This window comes from Mesorhizobium sp. P170090 (assembly GCF_057786115.1).
Map to the genome: position 1 here is coordinate 5,929,438 of NZ_JBYNWH010000001.1, position 18,566 is coordinate 5,948,003.

19 protein-coding genes are annotated in these 18,566 nt (G+C 64.3%); 12 read left to right on the forward strand and 7 right to left on the reverse strand.

Features of this window, described 5'->3' with window-relative positions:
- Positions 1-24 precede the first annotated feature (24 nt).
- The gene (locus tag AC3EML_RS28595; protein WP_488505362.1) at positions 25-2,928 is read right to left on the reverse strand and encodes a M16 family metallopeptidase; all 2,904 of its coding nucleotides are present in this window, start codon (positions 2,926-2,928) and stop codon (positions 25-27) included.
- Between the two features lie 510 nt (positions 2,929-3,438).
- Here AC3EML_RS28595 and AC3EML_RS28600 point away from each other — a divergent pair.
- Positions 3,439-4,149 (forward strand): helix-turn-helix transcriptional regulator, encoded by a 711-nt coding sequence (locus AC3EML_RS28600; protein ID WP_023671758.1) that lies wholly within the window; start codon positions 3,439-3,441, stop codon positions 4,147-4,149.
- Positions 4,146-4,916 carry a helix-turn-helix transcriptional regulator gene (locus AC3EML_RS28605; protein ID WP_352521399.1) on the forward strand — a complete coding sequence of 257 codons (771 nt, stop codon included), beginning with the start codon at positions 4,146-4,148 and terminating at the stop codon, positions 4,914-4,916. The genes AC3EML_RS28600 and AC3EML_RS28605 overlap by 4 nt, the downstream gene beginning before the upstream one ends.
- A 37-nt stretch (positions 4,917-4,953) precedes the next feature.
- Here AC3EML_RS28605 and AC3EML_RS28610 read toward each other — a convergent pair whose 3' ends face one another.
- From AC3EML_RS28610 to motA, 6 genes are read right to left on the reverse strand one after another with little or no spacing between them, the layout of a single operon-like run.
- Positions 4,954-5,391, reverse strand: coding sequence for a hypothetical protein (locus AC3EML_RS28610; RefSeq protein WP_023671756.1), 438 nt, complete (start codon positions 5,389-5,391; stop codon positions 4,954-4,956).
- Positions 5,388-6,470, reverse strand: coding sequence for a flagellar biosynthesis protein FlhB (flhB, locus tag AC3EML_RS28615; RefSeq protein WP_023755000.1), 1,083 nt, complete (start codon positions 6,468-6,470; stop codon positions 5,388-5,390). Before flhB ends, AC3EML_RS28610 begins: the two co-directional genes overlap by 4 nt.
- A gap of 13 nt (positions 6,471-6,483) precedes the next feature.
- Entirely contained in the window at positions 6,484-7,500 is a 1,017-nt protein-coding gene (locus tag AC3EML_RS28620) for a flagellar motor switch protein FliG (RefSeq protein ID WP_023725152.1), read from the reverse strand.
- Between the two features lie 38 nt (positions 7,501-7,538).
- Complete coding sequence (gene fliN / locus AC3EML_RS28625) at positions 7,539-7,928, reverse strand: flagellar motor switch protein FliN (protein ID WP_023714014.1); 390 nt, start codon at positions 7,926-7,928, stop codon at positions 7,539-7,541.
- Between the two features lie 33 nt (positions 7,929-7,961).
- Positions 7,962-8,894: a FliM/FliN family flagellar motor switch protein gene (locus AC3EML_RS28630; protein WP_023817298.1), complete on the reverse strand. Its 933-nt coding sequence runs from the start codon at positions 8,892-8,894 to the stop codon at positions 7,962-7,964.
- 35 nt (positions 8,895-8,929) lie between these two features.
- Positions 8,930-9,805 carry a flagellar motor stator protein MotA gene (motA, locus tag AC3EML_RS28635; RefSeq protein WP_023671751.1) on the reverse strand — a complete coding sequence of 292 codons (876 nt, stop codon included), beginning with the start codon at positions 9,803-9,805 and terminating at the stop codon, positions 8,930-8,932.
- Between the two features lie 144 nt (positions 9,806-9,949).
- Between motA and AC3EML_RS28640 the strand changes: the two genes are divergently transcribed.
- From AC3EML_RS28640 to AC3EML_RS28685, 10 genes are all read left to right on the forward strand, one after another.
- Positions 9,950-11,761, forward strand: a complete 1,812-nt coding sequence (locus AC3EML_RS28640) for a DUF1217 domain-containing protein (RefSeq protein ID WP_352521400.1) — start codon at positions 9,950-9,952, stop codon at positions 11,759-11,761.
- A gap of 7 nt (positions 11,762-11,768) precedes the next feature.
- On the forward strand, positions 11,769-12,494 hold the full coding sequence (gene flgF, locus AC3EML_RS28645) for a flagellar basal-body rod protein FlgF (RefSeq protein WP_023671749.1): 726 nt from the start codon (positions 11,769-11,771) through the stop codon (positions 12,492-12,494).
- A gap of 4 nt (positions 12,495-12,498) precedes the next feature.
- Complete coding sequence (gene fliI, locus AC3EML_RS28650) at positions 12,499-13,920, forward strand: flagellar protein export ATPase FliI (protein WP_352521401.1); 1,422 nt, start codon at positions 12,499-12,501, stop codon at positions 13,918-13,920.
- Positions 13,907-14,773 carry a hypothetical protein gene (locus tag AC3EML_RS28655; protein ID WP_031205100.1) on the forward strand — a complete coding sequence of 289 codons (867 nt, stop codon included), beginning with the start codon at positions 13,907-13,909 and terminating at the stop codon, positions 14,771-14,773. Before fliI ends, AC3EML_RS28655 begins: the two co-directional genes overlap by 14 nt.
- Positions 14,774-14,858: 85 nt before the next feature.
- Positions 14,859-15,239 (forward strand): flagellar basal body rod protein FlgB, encoded by a 381-nt coding sequence (flgB, locus tag AC3EML_RS28660; RefSeq protein WP_023683310.1) that lies wholly within the window; start codon positions 14,859-14,861, stop codon positions 15,237-15,239.
- A gap of 2 nt (positions 15,240-15,241) precedes the next feature.
- Positions 15,242-15,658 carry a flagellar basal body rod protein FlgC gene (flgC, locus tag AC3EML_RS28665; RefSeq protein ID WP_023686341.1) on the forward strand — a complete coding sequence of 139 codons (417 nt, stop codon included), beginning with the start codon at positions 15,242-15,244 and terminating at the stop codon, positions 15,656-15,658.
- Positions 15,658-15,993 (forward strand): flagellar hook-basal body complex protein FliE, encoded by a 336-nt coding sequence (fliE, locus tag AC3EML_RS28670; RefSeq protein ID WP_023701074.1) that lies wholly within the window; start codon positions 15,658-15,660, stop codon positions 15,991-15,993. Before flgC ends, fliE begins: the two co-directional genes overlap by 1 nt.
- An 11-nt stretch (positions 15,994-16,004) precedes the next feature.
- On the forward strand, positions 16,005-16,793 hold the full coding sequence (flgG, locus tag AC3EML_RS28675; protein ID WP_023686343.1) for a flagellar basal-body rod protein FlgG: 789 nt from the start codon (positions 16,005-16,007) through the stop codon (positions 16,791-16,793).
- Positions 16,794-16,799: 6 nt separating this feature from the next.
- The gene (gene flgA / locus AC3EML_RS28680) at positions 16,800-17,327 is read left to right on the forward strand and encodes a flagellar basal body P-ring formation chaperone FlgA (protein WP_023686344.1); all 528 of its coding nucleotides are present in this window, start codon (positions 16,800-16,802) and stop codon (positions 17,325-17,327) included.
- Positions 17,324-18,565, forward strand: a complete 1,242-nt coding sequence (locus tag AC3EML_RS28685; RefSeq protein WP_023695751.1) for a flagellar basal body P-ring protein FlgI — start codon at positions 17,324-17,326, stop codon at positions 18,563-18,565. Before flgA ends, AC3EML_RS28685 begins: the two co-directional genes overlap by 4 nt.
- The last annotated feature ends 1 nt before the right edge of the window (position 18,566 follow it).

Here is an 18,566-nt window from a genome sequence, read left to right on the forward strand (position 1 = left end):
GCCGGCGGCCGCGTGTTTAACCCGTCAATCGGCGTGGATCTGCGCGCCGCAATCCCTGTCGCCGGCGCAGGCGTGCACCGCCCGTGTCGTGCCGCCATCGCCAACCCGCCACGGCGAGGCAGACAGCGGCGCCTGCCGATTGCCCCCGAGAAGATCGAGCGCCCGCATCGCCGTCTCTTCGCCAGCCTCGTCACGCTTGACGATCTCGACGTCCTTGAGGCCGATCGCGGCAAGCTGCGGCATCACCACATCGGGGTCGCCCGCCACCACGATCAGCGACGGATCGAGCGACGCCAGGGCCAGCGCCTGTTTCTGAACCGCATCGAGCGTCAGCTTTGTGCGCCCCGCCATGCGGGTTTGCTGGTCCTCCAGCGTCGATCCGCTGCCGACCGCGCCAATCAGCGAGGAGAACAGACCAGCCGACGTCTCGGCCGATCCAGCCAGCGCCCGGCGATAGACAGTCACCGTGCGGTCGACTTCGTCCTGCGCCACCGGCAAGGTGGTCAGGCCGGCAAATCCTTTCAGGATTTCGGTAATCGCCGGCCCGGTGTTGGCGCGCTCGACGGTGGTTGCCACGACCAATCCCGAGCCGGCCTTCATCGGGCTCATCAGATAGCTCGACACGCCATAGGAGTAGCCCTTCTCCTCGCGGATCACCGAATTCAGCCGGCTGGAGAAATCGGCGCCAAGCAGGTTGGAGACCGCGGTCAATTCAGCGCGCTCGCTCTCGTCGGTGCCGGGCGCCGGCCGCGCCACGAACAGCGCCGACTGGCTGGCGCCGGGTTCGGGCACCAGCAGCACTTTCTGTCCCCCGTTGAAATGCGCCGCCGGCGACGGCTCGACGGCATAGCCGGCGGTGTCGCTTGTCCACGCGCCGAATGCTTTTTCAAGGCTGGCGGCGACGGTCGCGACCGGCATCGGGCCGACGCTGTAGAAGGTCACCGCCTTCGGCGTGAACTCCGCCTTGAATGCGTCCCTCGCCTCGTCGAGCGAGATCGAGGCCAGCGCCTTTGCCGACCAGTCCACCGCTGCCTTGCCCGGCACCTGCGGGATCAGCGTCGCCTTTGCCATGCGGCCGGCAACGTCGGGCAGATCCGCCTCGCGGCCGTTTAGCCAGTCGACTGTCTGCGCCATCAGCACCGTCCATTCGGTCTTGTCGAAACGAGGCTTCAGTACCGCGTCGGCGAGCAGGCCAATACCCTGGTCGAGCTTTTCCGGCGGCACGCCAAGCGTCATCATCGTGGTCAGCGTTCCGGCCTGGTGGCTGACGCCGGCGCCGATGTCGCTGGCCGCCTTGGCGAAATCAGCCGAGCCGCGATCGGCGGCCCCGCGTGTCGCCATGCTTGCTGCAAGCTCCAGCAATCCCTCCTTGCCTTCCGGCACGCTGTTCCAGCCGCCGGCGGCACTGGCCGCGACATAGACCATCGGCGCTTCCGGCATTGTGTAGTGGACGAGTTTGATGCCATTCGAGAGCGTCGCCGTTTCCATGGCGGGCAGTGTTGCCGAAGGCGCTTGCCCGGCCGCATGCTTCGGAATGTCGATCGCCGCTCGCTCCGGCGCGGTGAACGGCTGCGGTGTGCCGGACGAGCCGATCAGTGCATCGGGATAGCCGCCGCGCGGGCCGGGCTTCAGCACCAGCACGCTGGCGTCTTCCGGTTTCAACAGCCGCTTCATCGTTGCCTCGACATCCGCCACGCTGGCGTCCTTCACCCGCGGGTCGTCGACCAGCGCGCTCTGCGCACCGCCGAGCACGTCGGCATTGTAGGAGACGACGCCGGCGCGATCCTTCAGTGCTTCGCTGCCGAGCCGCGCTGCCTGCAAGATGCCGGTGCGCGCACGCTCGACATCGACCGGATCGAGCGGGGTCTTCAGGAAATCCGCAAACGCCGTTTTCATCGCGCTTTCCAGCGCTTCCGGCGCCACACCTTCGGCGGCACCCGCCTCGAAGGTAAAGCGGCCACCGAGCAGACCGCCGGTCCAGCTCGCGCTGGCATAGGTGGCAATGCCCAACTGCGAAACCAGCCGGTTGCGCAAAAACCCATATTCGCCGTTGCCGAGCAGTTCGGCGGCAATGCTGAGCGCACCATTGTCGGGCGACTGCGCCACCGGGCCACTGAAGCCGACCACGACGATGGGGCTTGGCACGCGATCCTCGAGCACCAGCTTGAGCCGGGCCTGCGTCGGTGCCGGCACGGCGGGCCGCGCCACATCGGCGCCGCGCGCCACGCGGCCGAACGTGTCGGCAATCAGCGCCTTGGTGTCGTCGATCTCCAAGTCGCCGACCAGCACCAGCACCGCATTGTTGGGCAGATAGTAGCTGTTGAAGAAACCCCTGACATCGTCGAGCGTCGCCGCATCGAGATCGGCGACCGAGCCGATAACCATGCGGCTATAGGGATGCGGCTTCGGGAACAGCCCGGACCAGAAAGCTTCCCAGCCGGATGCGCCGGCCTTGTCGAGCACGTTCTGGCGCATCTCGTTCTTGACCACCGAGCGCTGCAGATCGAGCTTGGCCTGAGTCACCGAGCGGCCGATATTGGCCATGCGGTCGGCCTCCAGCGACAGGATCATCGGCAGTGACGACGACAGCCCGTCGACGTAATATACCGTGCCGTCTTCGGTGGTCCAGGCATTGATCTCGTTGCCGAGCGCGGCATGCGCACCGAACACGTTCGGCCAGGCCGGCGTGCCGGAAAACATCAGATGTTCGAACAGATGCGCAAAGCCCGAGCGTCCCGCGGGTTCATTCATCGACCCGACGCGGTAGCGCAGGTTCATCACCACCTTCGGCACGCGATGGTCGGGCACCAGCACCACCTGCAGCCCGTTGTCGAGCGCATAGGTAACGGTCGGCTCAGCCTTGGCGGGCGCTGCCATGCCGGCAAGAACCGCAAGCACCACCGTGAACGCCAGGAAAACCTGCTTCATCATGACCCCCGATGCTGATGGCCGCGAGCAAGCGCCGCCAAATCCGCCGTATGACCGAAGGGATGCCCACCCCTGCCGGCTGCCGAGACCCTATCGGAATCGATCGGCCCTCGATACGGCAGTATCGCAACACCCTCTGGCTTTTTCGTGTCGGCGTTTCAGGCCTTTTGCGGCGGAAAAGGCCGCGAAAGCCGCCCCTGAGTCGCTTGAGTCCAATAATATTGATTTTGTCAAATCGCGTTTGATGTCGGATTCATCTGCGGGTAGATTAGACCCGAATCAGCCGGTCCTTGGGGGGCGCGGCGACCACCCAAAGTCTCAAGTTCCGGCCAATGACCGGCACCAGACGCGGACGGCTTCGCGTTCCCTGAATGGATTCGGCGATCAGCGCGACCGCCGCGCCGTGTGAGTGCTTCGTAAACGTGATGCGTCTTCAAGTTCGGCCGCTGCTAACCCCAGCGTCCGGGCTCAAGAAAAGACTCCGGCCATGACATACAACCAAAGCATCCAATGAGCAGTTCCGCCGCGCTTCTCCAATCCGATACGTTAGGCTCGCGCCTCGAATCGCGCGGCGATCTCACCTCCTTTTTCATGCAGCTTGCCGCCGAGATCGGCGCCGACAGCTACATGCTCGTCGCCATCGTCCACGACCAGGATCGCAACGACGCCCGCATCGTCTCATCCAACTGGATCTTCGACGCCATTGAACTGATCGGCAAGCGGCTGATCGCCGGCCTTGCCCAGGGACCGCTGACCGTTGCACCTGGCATCCGCCCGAGGCCGCTGGTCGCCGCCGCGGCGCCCGACGCCGGCGGACTGCTCACCGGCGAAGAGGCGCGCCTGCTCGATGTGCTTGGCCATGCCGAAGTCTATTCATTGCGGCTCAATGTCGGCCGCCAGCGGCTGTTTGCGCTTTTCTCCGCGGCCGAGGCCGGCAGTATCGACCAGCCGGCGCTGATGAAGGCTCAGTTGAAGTGCTGCTACGCGCTGTCCGCCATCCCGCAATTGATCGCCGCCGCCGCCATGCAGGACCCGCTGTCCGACCGCGAGCGCGAATGCCTGTTCTGGGTGTCTGAAGGTAAGACCACCGATGAGGTCGCGGTGATCCTCGGGGTCTCGTCCAACACCGTCAACAGCTACATCACCCACGCCATCCAGAAATTCGCGGCCTCGAACCGCGCTATGGCCATCGCCACGGCGATCAGGAGCGGCATCATTTGAAACACGCTGACATCAAGGCGGCGGCCGAAGCCCTTTTCAACGAGCAGCGCAATCCGTTCGGCGCCTTCTCCATCGGTTCCGAGACGCACCATGCCGTCACCATCCCGGACGCGGTGCGCCGCTGCCGCTGGATCGCCGTCGACATCAACGCGTCGGCGTTTGGCCTCTATTTCGTCAGCCCCTCGCCGGAACGGGCGCGCCTGGTGCCGAGCTTCGATTCCGACTATCCAGCCACTGCTGTTGCGACCAAATTCATCGCCGGCGCCAATGGCGAGGAGATGGTGCGCCACAGCGGCGCCTCGACAGCGCCGCGCTGGTGGGCCGATGACGGCATCGCCGGCTCGGACGCCGTCTTCCAGAACCTCGCCTGGGCGGAGCGGACGGCGCCGCTGGCGCCGGGCACCAACGGCATTGCCTTTCCCGTCCATGCCGATCGCGGCCATTGCGGGCTGGTGGTGTTCCTCGGCTCGACGATCGCTCTGCCGGAGGACACGCTCTACGAAATCCACGCCCGCTGTTTTTCGCTGTTCGCCGCCGTCACCCGCATTCGTCCGAACGATGCCGGCCGGATGCGGTCGATCTCCAAGCGTGAACTGGAGTGCCTGAAGCTGACCGCCAACGGCAACACCAGCGAAGAGATCGCCAGGCTGCTGAAGCTGTCGGTCCACACCGCCAACCAGTATCTCACCCAGTCGACGCAGAAGCTCAACGCGGTCAACCGCAACCAGGCGGTGGCCAAGGCGCTGCGCCTGGGTCTGATCGAGTGATCAAAGCCGCGTCCGGCGATTGGGATAAGACAAAAGATCATCGATAGGCGAGCGGCTCGGTCCGGCGAATGCGCGCCTCTTCGATGACCGTCTCCAGCAAGGCGGTGTTGTGCTCGGGGTCTTCGCCGGGCTTCTCGAACGACACATAGTTGACCGCGACCGAAGACCTCTCCTCGCTCAGCGTCAGCTGGAAATAGACGGTGACGCCCGGCGGCCGAAGCTCGAGATCGAGCACGATGCGCGGGCTGCCGCTCCAGTCGACATGTGCCTCTCCGCCATGGCCGAGCCTGAGCGTGCCCGGCAGGAAGAACAGCTCCACCGCCGAATCCACCAGATCCGACAGGCAAGCGAAATGCTCAAGCCGGATGAAGGCGATGTAGTCGGCGACATCGATCAGCCGCAACTCGTCGACCACCTGCTCGATGGCCTTGGCAACGATGAGTTCGCGGGATTTTGCGTGCGGTTGGCGGTTCATGAAATTTGTCTCCGCTCAGCCTTTTTGGAGTAGACGATCCGCACCAGTTCGGCGACGGCCTGGTAGAATTGCGACGGGATCACGCTATCAACCGAAACTTGCTTGTACATGGAGCGGGCGAGCGCCACGTCCTCGAAGATCGGGATGTTGTGCTCCTTGGCGATCTCGCGAATCTTGAGCGCAACCAGGTCCTGGCCCTTGGCCAGCACCAGGGGTGCTGAATCCTCGTCGCGGACATATCTGAGCGCGATGGAAAAGTGCGTCGGATTGGCGATGATCAGCGTCGCGCGCGGCACCGCCGTCATCATCCGCTTGCGCGCCCGGTCACGCGCCAGCGAGCGCAGCCGGGACTTAATGATCGGGTCGCCCTCGGACTGTTTGAACTCGTCCTTGACCTCCTGCTTGGTCATCCGCAGATCCTGCTTCCAGTGGAAGCGCGACCAGACGACGTCGACCGCCGCGATCAGCCCCATGACGAAGACGATCGCCACCAATATGTCGACGGTGATGCTTTTGATGACGAGGCCGAAAGCGACGGGGTTGGTGATCATGCCGGCCAGGAGCTGGCGGTAGTCCTGCGACAGCGTGAAGTAGAGCACGATACTGGCGAAGCCGAGCTTGCCCAGCGATTTCAGGAACTCGACCCAGCCCTGAATGCCGAACATCCTGGTCCAGCCTTTGGCTATCGAGATGCGCGACAGCTGCGGCCGGATCCGCTCGCCGACGAATTGCGGCATGTTCTGCAGCACCGAGGCGCCGATGCCGGCCACCACCAGCAGCGCCAGCAGGCTGACAACGGCATGGCCGATCTCCATCATCACGGTCTTGTAGAGCGCGATGACGTCGGTCTCGGTGTCCATCGGCCACGCCTCGGGCTTTTCCAGGAACATCGACAGGAACATGCCGAGATCAACGACCGCGTCCTTGGCGTAGAAGACGGTGAACACCAGTATGGCGATGAAGGACGCCAGAAGTGCGGCCTCTCGCGAATGGGGCAGCTTGCCCTGTTCGACGGTGTCGCGGATCTTCTTTTCGGTCGCGTCTTCGGTTTTGGAGTCTTTGTCCGCCGCTTCAGCCATTCAGCGCTCGGCGTTAAGCCGCTTCGCTCTGCTGCGATGAGGGCAGTTCGAAAGCCCCCTCGCGCGAAAGCCGGATTGTCGCCACCGCGATGTTCTTGCGCGCCGTCATGATGTCGGCAAGCTGAATGCCTTCCGAGCCCTGTCCGAGCTCGGACTCGATCATGCGCCGCGACCGTGCGCCGATCGCCGAGAGCGCCGATTCCGTCAATGCGGGTGGTGCACCGCGCAGCGCCAGCGTAATCAGTTCGGTCGACAGCCCGTCGAACAGAAGCACCCGCGCCTTCTGCGTCAAAAGCGGCAGATCGTCGAAGGCAAACAACCTGGAGCGGACACCGCCGAGGTCCGGCGTGCCGGCCTCTTCCAGATCCTGCATGACCTCTTCCAACTGAGGCTTGTCCATCTCGTTGAGCATACTGGCGACGCGCGCCTGTCCCGCCGAGATATCCTTGGTCGCGGTCTGCGCCAGCACGCTCGCGCGCAGCTGGTTCTCGATGATCCTGGTGGCCGCGTCCGGAATGGTCGCCATCGTCACCATGCGCTTGATGATCTCGCTGCGCATCGGCTTCTCCATGGTCAGCAAAATGTTGGCGGCGGCTTGCGGCGCAAGCTTCGACAGCACCATGGCCGCGGTCTGGGGATGCTCGGCGGCAAGGAACGTGCCCAGACGCGTCGGCTCGAGCTTTTCCAGCTCCGGCCAGATCGGCGGTGGTCCTTCCGGCGCAACCTCGAAGCGCTTGTCGCCCATGATGGCGCTCATCTCTTCGGGCGACAGCGATTCATTGAGGATCGTGTCCATCCGGTCGGCGGAATCGAGCAGGCCCGCACCTTCGGTGAACTCGGCCTCGAATTCGGCAACGATGCGTTCGAGGTCGCTTTGCGGAATGGTGCGCAGCAGCCGCGCCCCTTCGATCAGTGCCTTCAGTTCTTCCTGCTTGAAGAATTTCAGCAGCCGGCTGGCCGAAGGCTTGCCCATCGCCACCAGGATGGCGGCGGCCTTTTGCGGGCGCGTGAGCGTCACCGGCGTCGTCATGGCATCCGCTCCTGCTGAGACCGCATGTCATTCATTGCTCAAGCGCCCTTGGTCGCCGCGATAATTTCGGTCAGCCTGATGCCAAAGCGCGACGGATCGCTTTCCAGCACGGTGATTTCGCCGCGCGCGATCTTGCGGCCGTTGACCACGACATCGACCGGTTCGCCGATGCGCCGGTTGAGCGCCACCGTCGAGCCCTTCTGCAGCGCCATCAGGTCCGACACCGACATTTCCGTGCTGCCGAGGATGATCTGCACATCGACGGGGATGCTCATGATGATGTTCGAATTGGCGCCGGACGTGGCAGCCCGCAAGGCGGCGTCGGGGCGCTTTTCCTCCTCCTGGAGGACGCCGCGCAATTCCTCGATGGCGCGGTCGAGCTGCTCGTCCGGCTGGTCGATGTTGGCTTCCACCTTGGTCTTGGCCATAAGTCGTCTCCAAATGCTTGAGCTTGCCCGGCGTCAGCCCGGCATGAGCCCATCGATAAAATCCTGACCGGCATCGTAAGGATGCCTAATCCGGACGGTGTAGTTCTGCCCGAGTTTGCCGAACTCGCAGACAAACAGCGTCTTGTCGCGCGCGCTCAGCTTGGCGTGCGACTGCGCGGTTTCCTCGAACTCGATGATCTGGCCCGGCTCGAAACCGGCGAGATCGCCGAGCGTCAGGCGGGCCAGCGGCATGGTCGCTTCGAGCGTCACCGTCGAGCGCATGACCTCTTCGGAAAAACGTGCCCGCCAGTCGGAGGTCGTGCCTTCGCTGTCGTGGACATCGGCGATACCGCGTGTGGCCAGCAGGATGCGCTGCGGGATCATCACCGTGACCGTTCCGCTGTCGGTCGGCGTCGAGATGCCGAAGACGATGCGCACCGCCGCGCCATCGCGCAGCACGCGGCGCTTGGCTTCGCTGCCCGAAAGCGCCCGCGGCACCGGCAGCCGCAGCTCGAGCGAGCGCCGGCCCGATCCGTTCAACGCCTGCGCAACTTCCTGGAAGACCGTGGTCGCAACATCGGTCTCGATCTGCGACAGAGCGCGCTCGATCGGCGAAACCGGCTGATCCGGATCGCCGCCGAACAGCGCGCACACCATCACGGCGATGGCCGGCGCATCTGCCACCAGCGTCATCGCATCCGAAGACGTCGGCGATGCTATGATGGCCATGGCAAAGGCATCGCCGGCATTCGTGCGGGCATCGGGAACACGGCTGATCTCGACCGCGCGCAGGTCGACGGTGACCGGTGCGCCGAGTTCGCCGGCCAGGCTCTTCTGCAGCAGCGGCAGCGCGCGCTCGCCCATCGAGCGCCCGGTGCCGATGACATGAGCGGCCTCACCGCTGTCACCGACCAGACGCTCAATGATCAGCGAGCGGGCTTGCGAGGGGCTGCCAGGACTTGTCATGACGGCGTGCGGTCCTGTCTGTCGTCATGCATGGCTCAAGCCGCTTTCTTCTCGGCGGAAGCTGTGTTCATCGTGCTTTGCTCGACGGCGTCGATCGTCGGCCGCTCATAGGACGAGATGGTCTTGCGGCCGAACTCGATCGCCACCTGCGGCAGAGCGCCGTTCATATAGGCAAGCAGCGTCTGCTTGACGATGATATAGAGGCGATTCTTCTTCTCGCGCACCGTCTTGATCTTGGTGGCAACCGGTCCGACCACCGCATAAGACAGGAAGATGCCGAGGAAGGTTCCGACAAGGGCGGCGCCGATCAGGCCGCCGAGGATTTCGGGCGACTGGTCGAGCGCGCCCATCGCCTTGACCACGCCGAGCACGGCGGCGACGATGCCGAGCGCCGGCAGACCGTCACCCACCGCCACCAGCGCGTGGTAGGCCTTCATCTTGTCGGACTTGATGGTCTGGATTTCCTCGTCCATCAGCGCCTCGATCTCATGCGAGCGGGCATTGCCGATGATGATGATGCGGCAGTAGTCGCAGATGAAATTCGTCAGGTCGTGGTTCTTGAGCACGGTCGGGAACGCCTGGAAGATCGCCGACTCCTCCGGATTGTCGATGTGCGCCTCGACCTCGCTGCGCGACTTCGAGCGCAGTTCGCGCATCAGGCTGTGCAGCACGCCCAGCGTCTCCAGATAGTCGCGTTCTTTCGGCACCGCCTGCTTGAACGCTTCGAGGATACCCCTGCCGGTGTCCTTGACCGTCTTCATCGGGTTGGCGACGAGAAAGGTTCCAAGTGCGGCGCCACAGATGACCACCGCTTCCCAAGGCTGCATCAGCACATGCAGATGGCCGCCCATCGCCATGAAGCCGCCGAGAACACAGCCGAGCGTCACCACAAGTCCGATCAGAATGCCCACGCCAGATCCTTCCGCATCACGTCAGGCCTAACCGATAGCCCCCGTGCCTTGTGTGAGGCTTGAATCATGCAAGGTGAGGCGATTCAGCCTCGCGCAAGCAAGTCCGCATAGTCTTGCTTTTGAAGCTGCGACCGGAGGCATGTCGTGTTGAGCACTTTTACCAGCTACCAGCTCATCGCCAGGGACATCCCCAAGGCGATCGACCGCATCGAGGCGGAGCCGATCACCAAGCGCGACACCGACTACTATCTCGCGAACATCGGCAGCGTGAAATCGATCGACGATTTCGTCAAGAACGACCGGCTGTTCAAATATGCCATGAAAGCCTTCGGTCTCGGCGACATGGCTTACGCCAAGGCCTTCATGGTCAAAGCCCTGAAGGAAGGGGTGTCGGATTCCGACAGCTTCGCCAACAAACTGAGCGACAAGCGTTATGCCGAGTTCGTGTCGGCCTTCAATTTCGCCGCACTTGGCGCTAATGCCACGAGCTACAATTCGGCACAGCAGGGCGTGACCAACAATTATGGTCTCCAGGTCTCGGTCGGCCCTTCGCAGAACGGCTTCACCTACTACAAGGGCGAAACCTCGTACTACCTGAGCAACATTTCCAACGTAAAATCGATCGACGACCTGATGGGCAACGATCGCCTGCTCACCTATGCGATGGCCGCGTTCGGCCTGGACGCCGACGCCGAGCCGGCTGCGACCGTGCGGGCCATGCTGGAAGGCGGCGTCACCGACCCGAACAGCCCCGCAAACACGTCGACAAACAAGGGCTATGCGGCTTTCGTCGCGGCTTTCGACTTTGCCCAATATGGCGACCAGGCTACGGCGCGCGACGCCGTCCAGCAGGCGGTGCCGAAGGCTGTGATCGGCGGAACCGGACTGTTGCTCGTCAAGCCGACCGCGCAATACATCAAGGGCGAGGCCGACTACTACGCAGCCAACATCTCCAAGGTGAAGTCCATCGAAGACCTGCTGAAGGACAAGCGCCTGCTGACCTTCGCCATGGCTGCCTATGGGCTTGATGCATCGACCCAGACGACGAAGCAGATCCGCACCATGGTCAATGGCGGCGTCACCGATCCGTTGAGTCCCGCCAACCTGTTGACCGACAAGAGCTACGCCAACTTCGTCACCGCCTTTGATTTTGCCCAGTATGGCGATCAGACGATCACGCGCGACGCGGTGCTGAAGACCACGCCGAAGCTCTACACGACCGAGTCCAGTCTTGGCCTCATCAAGCCGAATGCGGACGCCGTCCAGGCCGAGACCAGCTACTACCTCGCCAACATCACCAAGGTGAAATCGGTCGACGACCTGATGGCCGACAGCCGCCTTTATAACTATGCTCTGTCCGCAAGCGGGCTCGATCCGGCGACCACCAACAAGGATCTCGTCCGTGATGTCCTTGAGGGCGGTGTCCGCGATCCCGCCAGTGTCGCCAACAAGCTCTCCAACAAGGCCTATGCCAGGCTCGCCACCTCGTTGAATTTCGAGGCCTACGGCGAAGCGGCAACGACCCGCAGCCCGTCGCAGCAGCCGGTGGTCGACAAATACATGCGCCAGACCCTGGAAGAAGACGCCGGCAAGACCAATGAGGGCGTGCGGTTGGCGCTCTATTTCGAGCGCAAGGCCTCGACCATCACCAACTGGTACGACGTGCTGGCCGACACGGCCCTGGCCAGCGTGGTACGCACCGCCATCGGCCTGCCCGATTCCTTCGCTGCCGCAGATATCGACAAGCAGGCGCAGGCCTTCGACGCAAAGCTCGACCTCACCGATTTCACCGACCCGGCCAAGCTCGAGAAATTCCTCACCCGCTTCACCAGCCTTTGGGAAATCAATCATCCGACCTCGACCGCCCAGACATCGATCGGTGTGCTGTTTGCGCAGCCGACCACCGTCGGCATCTCGACCGATCTGATGATGGCCATGCAGAAACTGAGATTCTGAGAACACCATGCAGGACAGCCTTTACGTCGCCCTTTCCTCGCAGATCGCGCTTGAGCGCCGTCTCGACACCATCGCCGATAATGTCGCCAACGCCTCGACCATCGGCTTTCGCGCCACCGGCGTGAAGTTCGAGGATGTCGTCTCCGGCAGCGGCCCCAAATCGGTGTCCTTCGCCTCCTCCGGCAAGACCTATTTGTCCGGCGCGCATGGCGCGATGACGCAGACCGGCAACCCGTTCGACTTCGCCGTCCAGGGCGATGCCTGGTTCGGCATCGACACCCCGGCCGGCACCGTGATGACGCGCGACGGACGCTTTTCGATGAACGAGAACGGCGAGTTGATGTCGCTCGAAGGCCATCCGGTGCTCGACGCCGGCGGTGCGCCGATCCAGCTCGACCCGCGCGACGGCCCACCCAAGGCGGGCGCCGACGGCTCGCTGCGCCAGGGCGACAAGCTCGTCGGCGCCATCGGCCTGTTCAATTTCGATCCCGGCCCGAATTTCGTCCGCTACGGCAATTCTGGCATCGTGCCCGCGCGTGCGCCGGAGCCGGTCACCGACCGTTCCGATCTCGGCGTCGCGCAGGGCTATGTCGAGGAATCCAACGTCAATCCGGTGCTGGAGATGACGCGCCTGATCATGGTCCAGCGCGCCTTCGAGAACACGGCGGCGCTGATGCGCCAGACCGATGCCTCGACCGACGACGCCATCAAGACGCTCGGCTCCAAGTCGTAGCAGCATGTCGAGCAGCAAATCATCGATACGCGCGCTTGAACGGCAACCGGAGACAGCACCGGAAAACCGGCTGGCTTCGCTGGAGCGGATCTGGCGCCGCTTCGATGACACCGAGACGTTGCTGCGGCGCGGCGGCCGTGTTTCGGAGGTTTCGCCAACGCATTACAAGGTGCGCGGCCTGTCTGAAGTCGCCAGGCTTGGCGACCTCGTCGAACAGCGCGGCAATGCCGGCACGCGCCGCGGCGAGATCGTCAGGATCGGCCGCGACGAAGTCGTCATCGCCCCTTTCGAACGCAGCGCCGACGCCGGCATCGGCGACGCCGTGTTTCGCCGCGGCCCGCTGACGGTAACGCCGCATGCTTCGTGGCGTGGGCGCGCCATCGACGCGCTGACCCGCGTCATCGACGGCGGCCCGCCGCTGATCAGGATCGGCGAGGCTGCGAGCGGCGACGGCACAACGCCCGGCGCCATGGCGCGGCAGCGCGTCGGCACCGCCTTCACGACCGGGGTCAAGGTCATCGACATCTTCACGCCGCTCTGCCTCGGCCAGCGCCTCGGCGTCTTTGCCGGTTCCGGCGTCGGCAAGTCGACGCTGCTCGCCATGCTGGCCGGCGCCGACGCCTTCGACACCGTGGTCGTGGCGCTGATCGGCGAGCGCGGCCGCGAGGTACGCGAATTCCTCGAAGACACGATCGGCGCAGAGAGCATGGCCAAGACGGTCGCCGTCGTCGCTACCAGCGACGAGAGCGCCATGATGCGCCGGCGCGCGCCGGATACCGCCATGCGCGTTGCCGAACATTTTCGCGACCAGGGCCATCGCGTGCTGCTGGTGCTGGATTCGATTACCCGCTTTGCCCATGCGCTGCGCGAGGTAGCGACCGGCACCGGCGAGCCGCCGGTCGCCCGCGGCTATCCCGCTTCGGTTTTCACCGACCTGCCCAAGCTGCTCGAACGCGCTGGCCCGGGCGCTGAAGGCCCCGGTATCAAAGGACAGGGATCAATCACTGCCATCATCTCGGTGCTGGTCGACGGCGACGACCACAACGACCCGGTCGCCGATTCGGTACGCGGCATTCTCGACGGCCATGTCGTGCTCGACCGCGCCATTGCCGAACAGGGCCGCTACCCCCCGGTCAATCCGCTGTCGTCGATCTCGCGCCTCGCCGACAAGGCATGGAGCCCCGAGCAACGCATGCTGGTGACCAGGCTGAAGTCGATGATCTCGCGCTTCGAGGACACGCGCGACATCCGCCTGCTCGGCGCCTATCAGGGCGGCGCCGATGCCGAGCTCGATATTGCCGTGCGCCAGGTGCCGCTGATCTACGAGGCGCTGACGCAGTCGCCCAGGGATCGCGCCTCGAGCGACGCATTCTCCGACCTCGCCCGTCATCTGAAAGGCAAGCAAAGTGTCGATGCAGGAGACTGAGCTTCAGTACACCGAGCGGCTTTTGCGCGAGATGATCGCAGAGGCCAGTGCCGCCGAGGAAGCCCGGGCCAACGAAGCGAGAGCTGTCAGGGCAAAGGCCGATCTCGACAAGGCCGCCAAGGCTGAGGCCATTCTGGCCAGGGCCGCCAGGCCATTCTTGCCCAGGGTAGCCAGCGTAGTCGAGTCCACTGTGCCTCGCTTGGCCGAGCCTGCCTTGCCCAGCGTCGTCAAGCCTGAATTGCCAAGGACCCCTCGCGCCGGCCCCAAAGAAGCGATCGAGACCAGTCGTGGCTCGCTTCTCGACGGGCTGTTCCCGGTCACCGAATGGCCGCAGCCGCCAAGGCCGCAATATCCCAGGCTCGACAAGAAATCCGACCGCCGCAGCGATATCGTCTTTGCCGCGCTCGGCATCACGCTTGGCCTGATCTGCGCGCTGTTTCCCTGGTATATCTTCTTCAATCAGGACCAGTTCGGCGTGCAGGCGATCAAGTTCGGCGGCAGCGGCACCAATGCAGGGCGGGTCAGCGGCGGCTCGCAGATGGAGAACAGCGGTCAGCCGCTGACGGCAAACGATGTTCCCGATGTCGACCTGTTCGCCACCGGCACGCTGCAGGACCCCGAGGACAAGACCCAGCCTCCCGGCGTCGACCAGCAGCCCTTCCCGGCGGACGCCAAATTTCGCATGGTTCATGTCGCCAATGGCCGCGCCATGATCGAGGACGATGCCGGCCTGTGGATCGTCCAGCGCGGCTCGAAGCTGCCCGATACCAGCGTCGTCTCGTCGATCGAGCAACGGGGCGGCAAGTGGGTCATGGTCACCAGCACCGACCAGGTGATCGAACTCTCCAAATAGCGGCACACCGGATTTACCCCCGAGCCGCGCAAGGTCCGCGCAAGACTGGCAGCCTAGTCTTGTACGTACCAGCCCGGAGATCCCCATGGAGCCCGTCAATCTTTTCGATCTCGCCGCCAAGCAGTCGCAATGGCTGTCGGTGCGCCAGTCGGCCATTGCCGGCAACATCGCCAACGTCAACACGCCGGGCTACACCGCCGGCGATGTCGAGCCGTTTGAGAAGGTGCTCGACCGCACGGCAGTGTCGCTGACCGCCACCCAGGCAGGCCACCTCGGCACTGCCGCCACTAATGCCGGCTTCACGGTCAAGCCAGAAGAGACGACCGGCGCCATCATGCCCTCGAAGAACACGGTCGTGGTCGAGAACGAACTGATGAAGGCCGGCGAGGTCCGCCGCTCGTTTGAACTCAACACCGCGATCGTCAAGGCCTTCCATTCGATGATGATGATGGCGGTGAAGAGCTGACCATGGACGCCTTGACCTCAGCCCTCAAGATCGCCGCGTCCGGCCTCAGCGCCCAGTCGGACCGCTTGCGCGTCGTCTCGGAAAATCTCGCCAACGCGCAGTCGACCGGCAACACCCCGGGCGCTGACCCCTATCGCCGCAAGACCATCAGTTTCGTCTCGGAACTCGACCGTGCCTCCGGTGGCACGACAGTTGAGGTCAACTCCATCGACCGCGACCCCAGCGACTTTCCCGTCGAATTCCAGCCCGGCAACGAGGCCGCCGACGACAAGGGCTACGTCAAGATGCCCAATGTCAACGTGCTGGTCGAGATGGCCGACATGAGCGAGGCCAACCGCTCCTACGAAGCCAACCTTCAGGTCATCAAGCAGGCGCGTGATCTGATCTCCATGACCATCGACCTGATGAGGAACCAGTAATGATCAGCGGCATTGGCGGTATCGGATCGCTTCCCCTCAAGCCGGAGATCGGTGGCGCCGATACCACGACCGACCTGTTCCAGGGCACCAGGGCGCCGATGGCCGGCAGCGAAATCGGCGCCACCTTCGCCGAAGCGCTGAGCCAGGCTGCTTCAAAGACCGTCAACACCTTGCAGAACGCCGAGCAGGTCTCGATCCAGGCGCTCAAGGGCGACGCCGATACCCGTCAGGTCGTCGACGCCGTCATGAGCGCCCAGCAGGCCCTGCAGACCACGATCGCCATCCGCGACAAGGTCGTCTCCGCCTATCTCGAAATCAGCCGTATGGGCATCTGAGGAGACTTGCCGTGAAAGCACTCGCCATCGCAGCGACCGGCATGAATGCCCAGCAGACCAATCTGGAAGTGATCGCCAACAACATCGCCAACATCAACACCACCGGCTACAAGCGCGCGCGCGCCGAATTCTCCGACCTGCTCTACCAGGTCGACCGCACGCAGGGCGTGCCCAACCGCTCCAATTCATCGCTGGTGCCGGAAGGCGTGTCGATTGGCCTTGGCGTCAAGACGACGGCGGTGCGCAACGTCCATACCCAGGGCGAACTGACCTCGACCGGCAACAGTTTCGACATGGCGCTGACCGGCCGAGGCTGGTTCCAGATCGAGGGCGCCGACGGCGGCACACTCTACAGCCGCGCCGGCGCCTTCAACACCAACGCCACCGGCCAGCTGGTGACCGTCGACGGCGCCAATGTCATCCCGGCCATCACCGTGCCGACCGATGCCATCGAAGTCGTGGTCAACAAGACCGGCCAGGTCTTTGCCCGCATCGACGGCCAGACCGACCTCCAGCTGCTCGGCCAGCTGCAACTCGCCAACTTCGCCAATGAAGCCGGCCTGGCGCCGCTCGGCGATAATCTGTTCCAGGAAACGCCGGCCTCGGGCCCGGCCAATGTCGGCGTGCCCGGCGATCCCGGCTTCGCCTCGGTCGAGCAGGGTTATCTCGAGGCCTCCAACGTCGATCCTGTCAAGGAAATCACCGAGCTGATCTCGGCGCAGCGCGCCTATGAGATGAACTCCAAGGTCATCCAGGCCGCCGACGACATGGCCTCCGTCGTGTCCAAGAACATCAGGTAAGGTTTGATGCTCTCTCCGGCCTCCCGCTCCGCGCTTTGCCGCACCGCGCTGATGCTCGCGCTGGTAGCCGGCGGTGTGCCGGCGTTTGCCCAGGAGAGCGCAGACCAGCAGACCAGCACCCACGTCGCGAGCAGTCAGGCAACCGGCGAGATCGTTCTGATCCCCAACCGGGTCATTTATCCCGGCGAGATGATCGACACCGGCGTGCTGAAACCGGTGACGCTGCTCCCCGGAAAGCACAGGCCGGATGCGGTCGCCACGCAGGCCATGGAACTCCAGGGCAAGGTCGCCAAGCGCACGCTGCTGCCCGGCCGCTACATCCCGGCCGCCGCCATCCGCGACGCCTGGCTGGTCGAACAGGGCGCCGCCGTGCAGGTCTATTTCATCGCCGGCGACCTCACCATTTCGGCTACGGCGGTGTCGCTGCAGCCGGGTGCCGCCGGCGATTTGATCAAGGTCCGCAACACAGACAGCGGCAAGATCTTTTCCGGCACGGTGATGGCGGACGGCACCGTCCGGGTCAGCGCGTCATGAGACGCGGAGCTGCCCTTCTGCTCGCGACCGTTGTCGGCCTGCAGCCGGCGCTGGCCGACGGTCTTACGCCGAAGCAAAAGCGCGATCTTGCCGGCCAGAATGGCGGCGCCTTTGTCGATCCCGAATATGATCCGGCCACCACCAACCGCATGTTCAGGGTCTCCAACGGCCCAAGCTCTCTGCCACCCGGCCAGGTCGCATCGCGCATCAAGGACATTGCGCAGCTGCAGGCTTCGCGCGACAACCAGCTCGTCGGCTACGGCCTCGTCATCGGCCTCGCCGGATCGGGCGACAGCCTGCGCAATTCGCCCTTCACCGAACAGTCGATCCGCGCCATGCTCGAAAATCTCGGCATCGCCACCGAAGGCGGCAGCGCGCGGGCCAAGAACGTCGCCGCCGTCATCGTCACCGCCAACATGCCGCCTTACGTGCAGTCGGGCGCCCGCATCGACATCGACGTCTCCTCGATGGGCGACGCCACATCGCTTGCCGGCGGCACGCTGATAATGACGCCACTGAAGGCGGCCGATGGCGAAATCTATGCTGTCGGGCAAGGCTCGGTCATCGTTTCCGGCTTCACTGCCCAGGGCGATGCCGAAAAGCTGACGCAGGGCGTGCCGACGGCCGGCCGCGTGCCCAACGGCGCCATCGTCGAGCGCACGGTGCGCGCCGAATTCGAGGACCAGGCGCTGCTCACCTTGCAATTGCGCAACCCCGATTTCTCCACTGCCGTTCGCATCGCCGACGCCATCAACGGCTACACCTCGCAACGCTTCGGCATGCGCGTGGCGGCGGAGCGCGATGCACGTACCGTGCAGATCAGGCGGCCGAAGAATGTTTCGGCGGCGCGCTTCTACGCCGAGATCGAGAATTTGGTGGTCGAGACCGACACGCCGGCACGCGTCGTCATCGACGAACGCACCGGCACCATCGTCATCGGCAACGAGGTCAAGATCTCGCGGGTGGCGATCAGCCACGGCACGCTCACCGTGCGCATCACCGAACAGCCGAAGATCGTCCAGCCGGAACCGTTCTCCAAGGGCGTGACAGCGGAGGAACCCTTCACCACCATCGATGCCACGCGGCCTGACGCCCGCGTCAATGTGCTCGACGGACCGAACCTCGAAACGCTGGTGTCGGGCCTCAACCGTCTCGGCGTCAAGCCGGACGGCATCATTGCCATTTTGCAAGCCATCAAGTCGGCCGGCGCTTTGCAGGCCGATCTGGTTCTCCAATAGG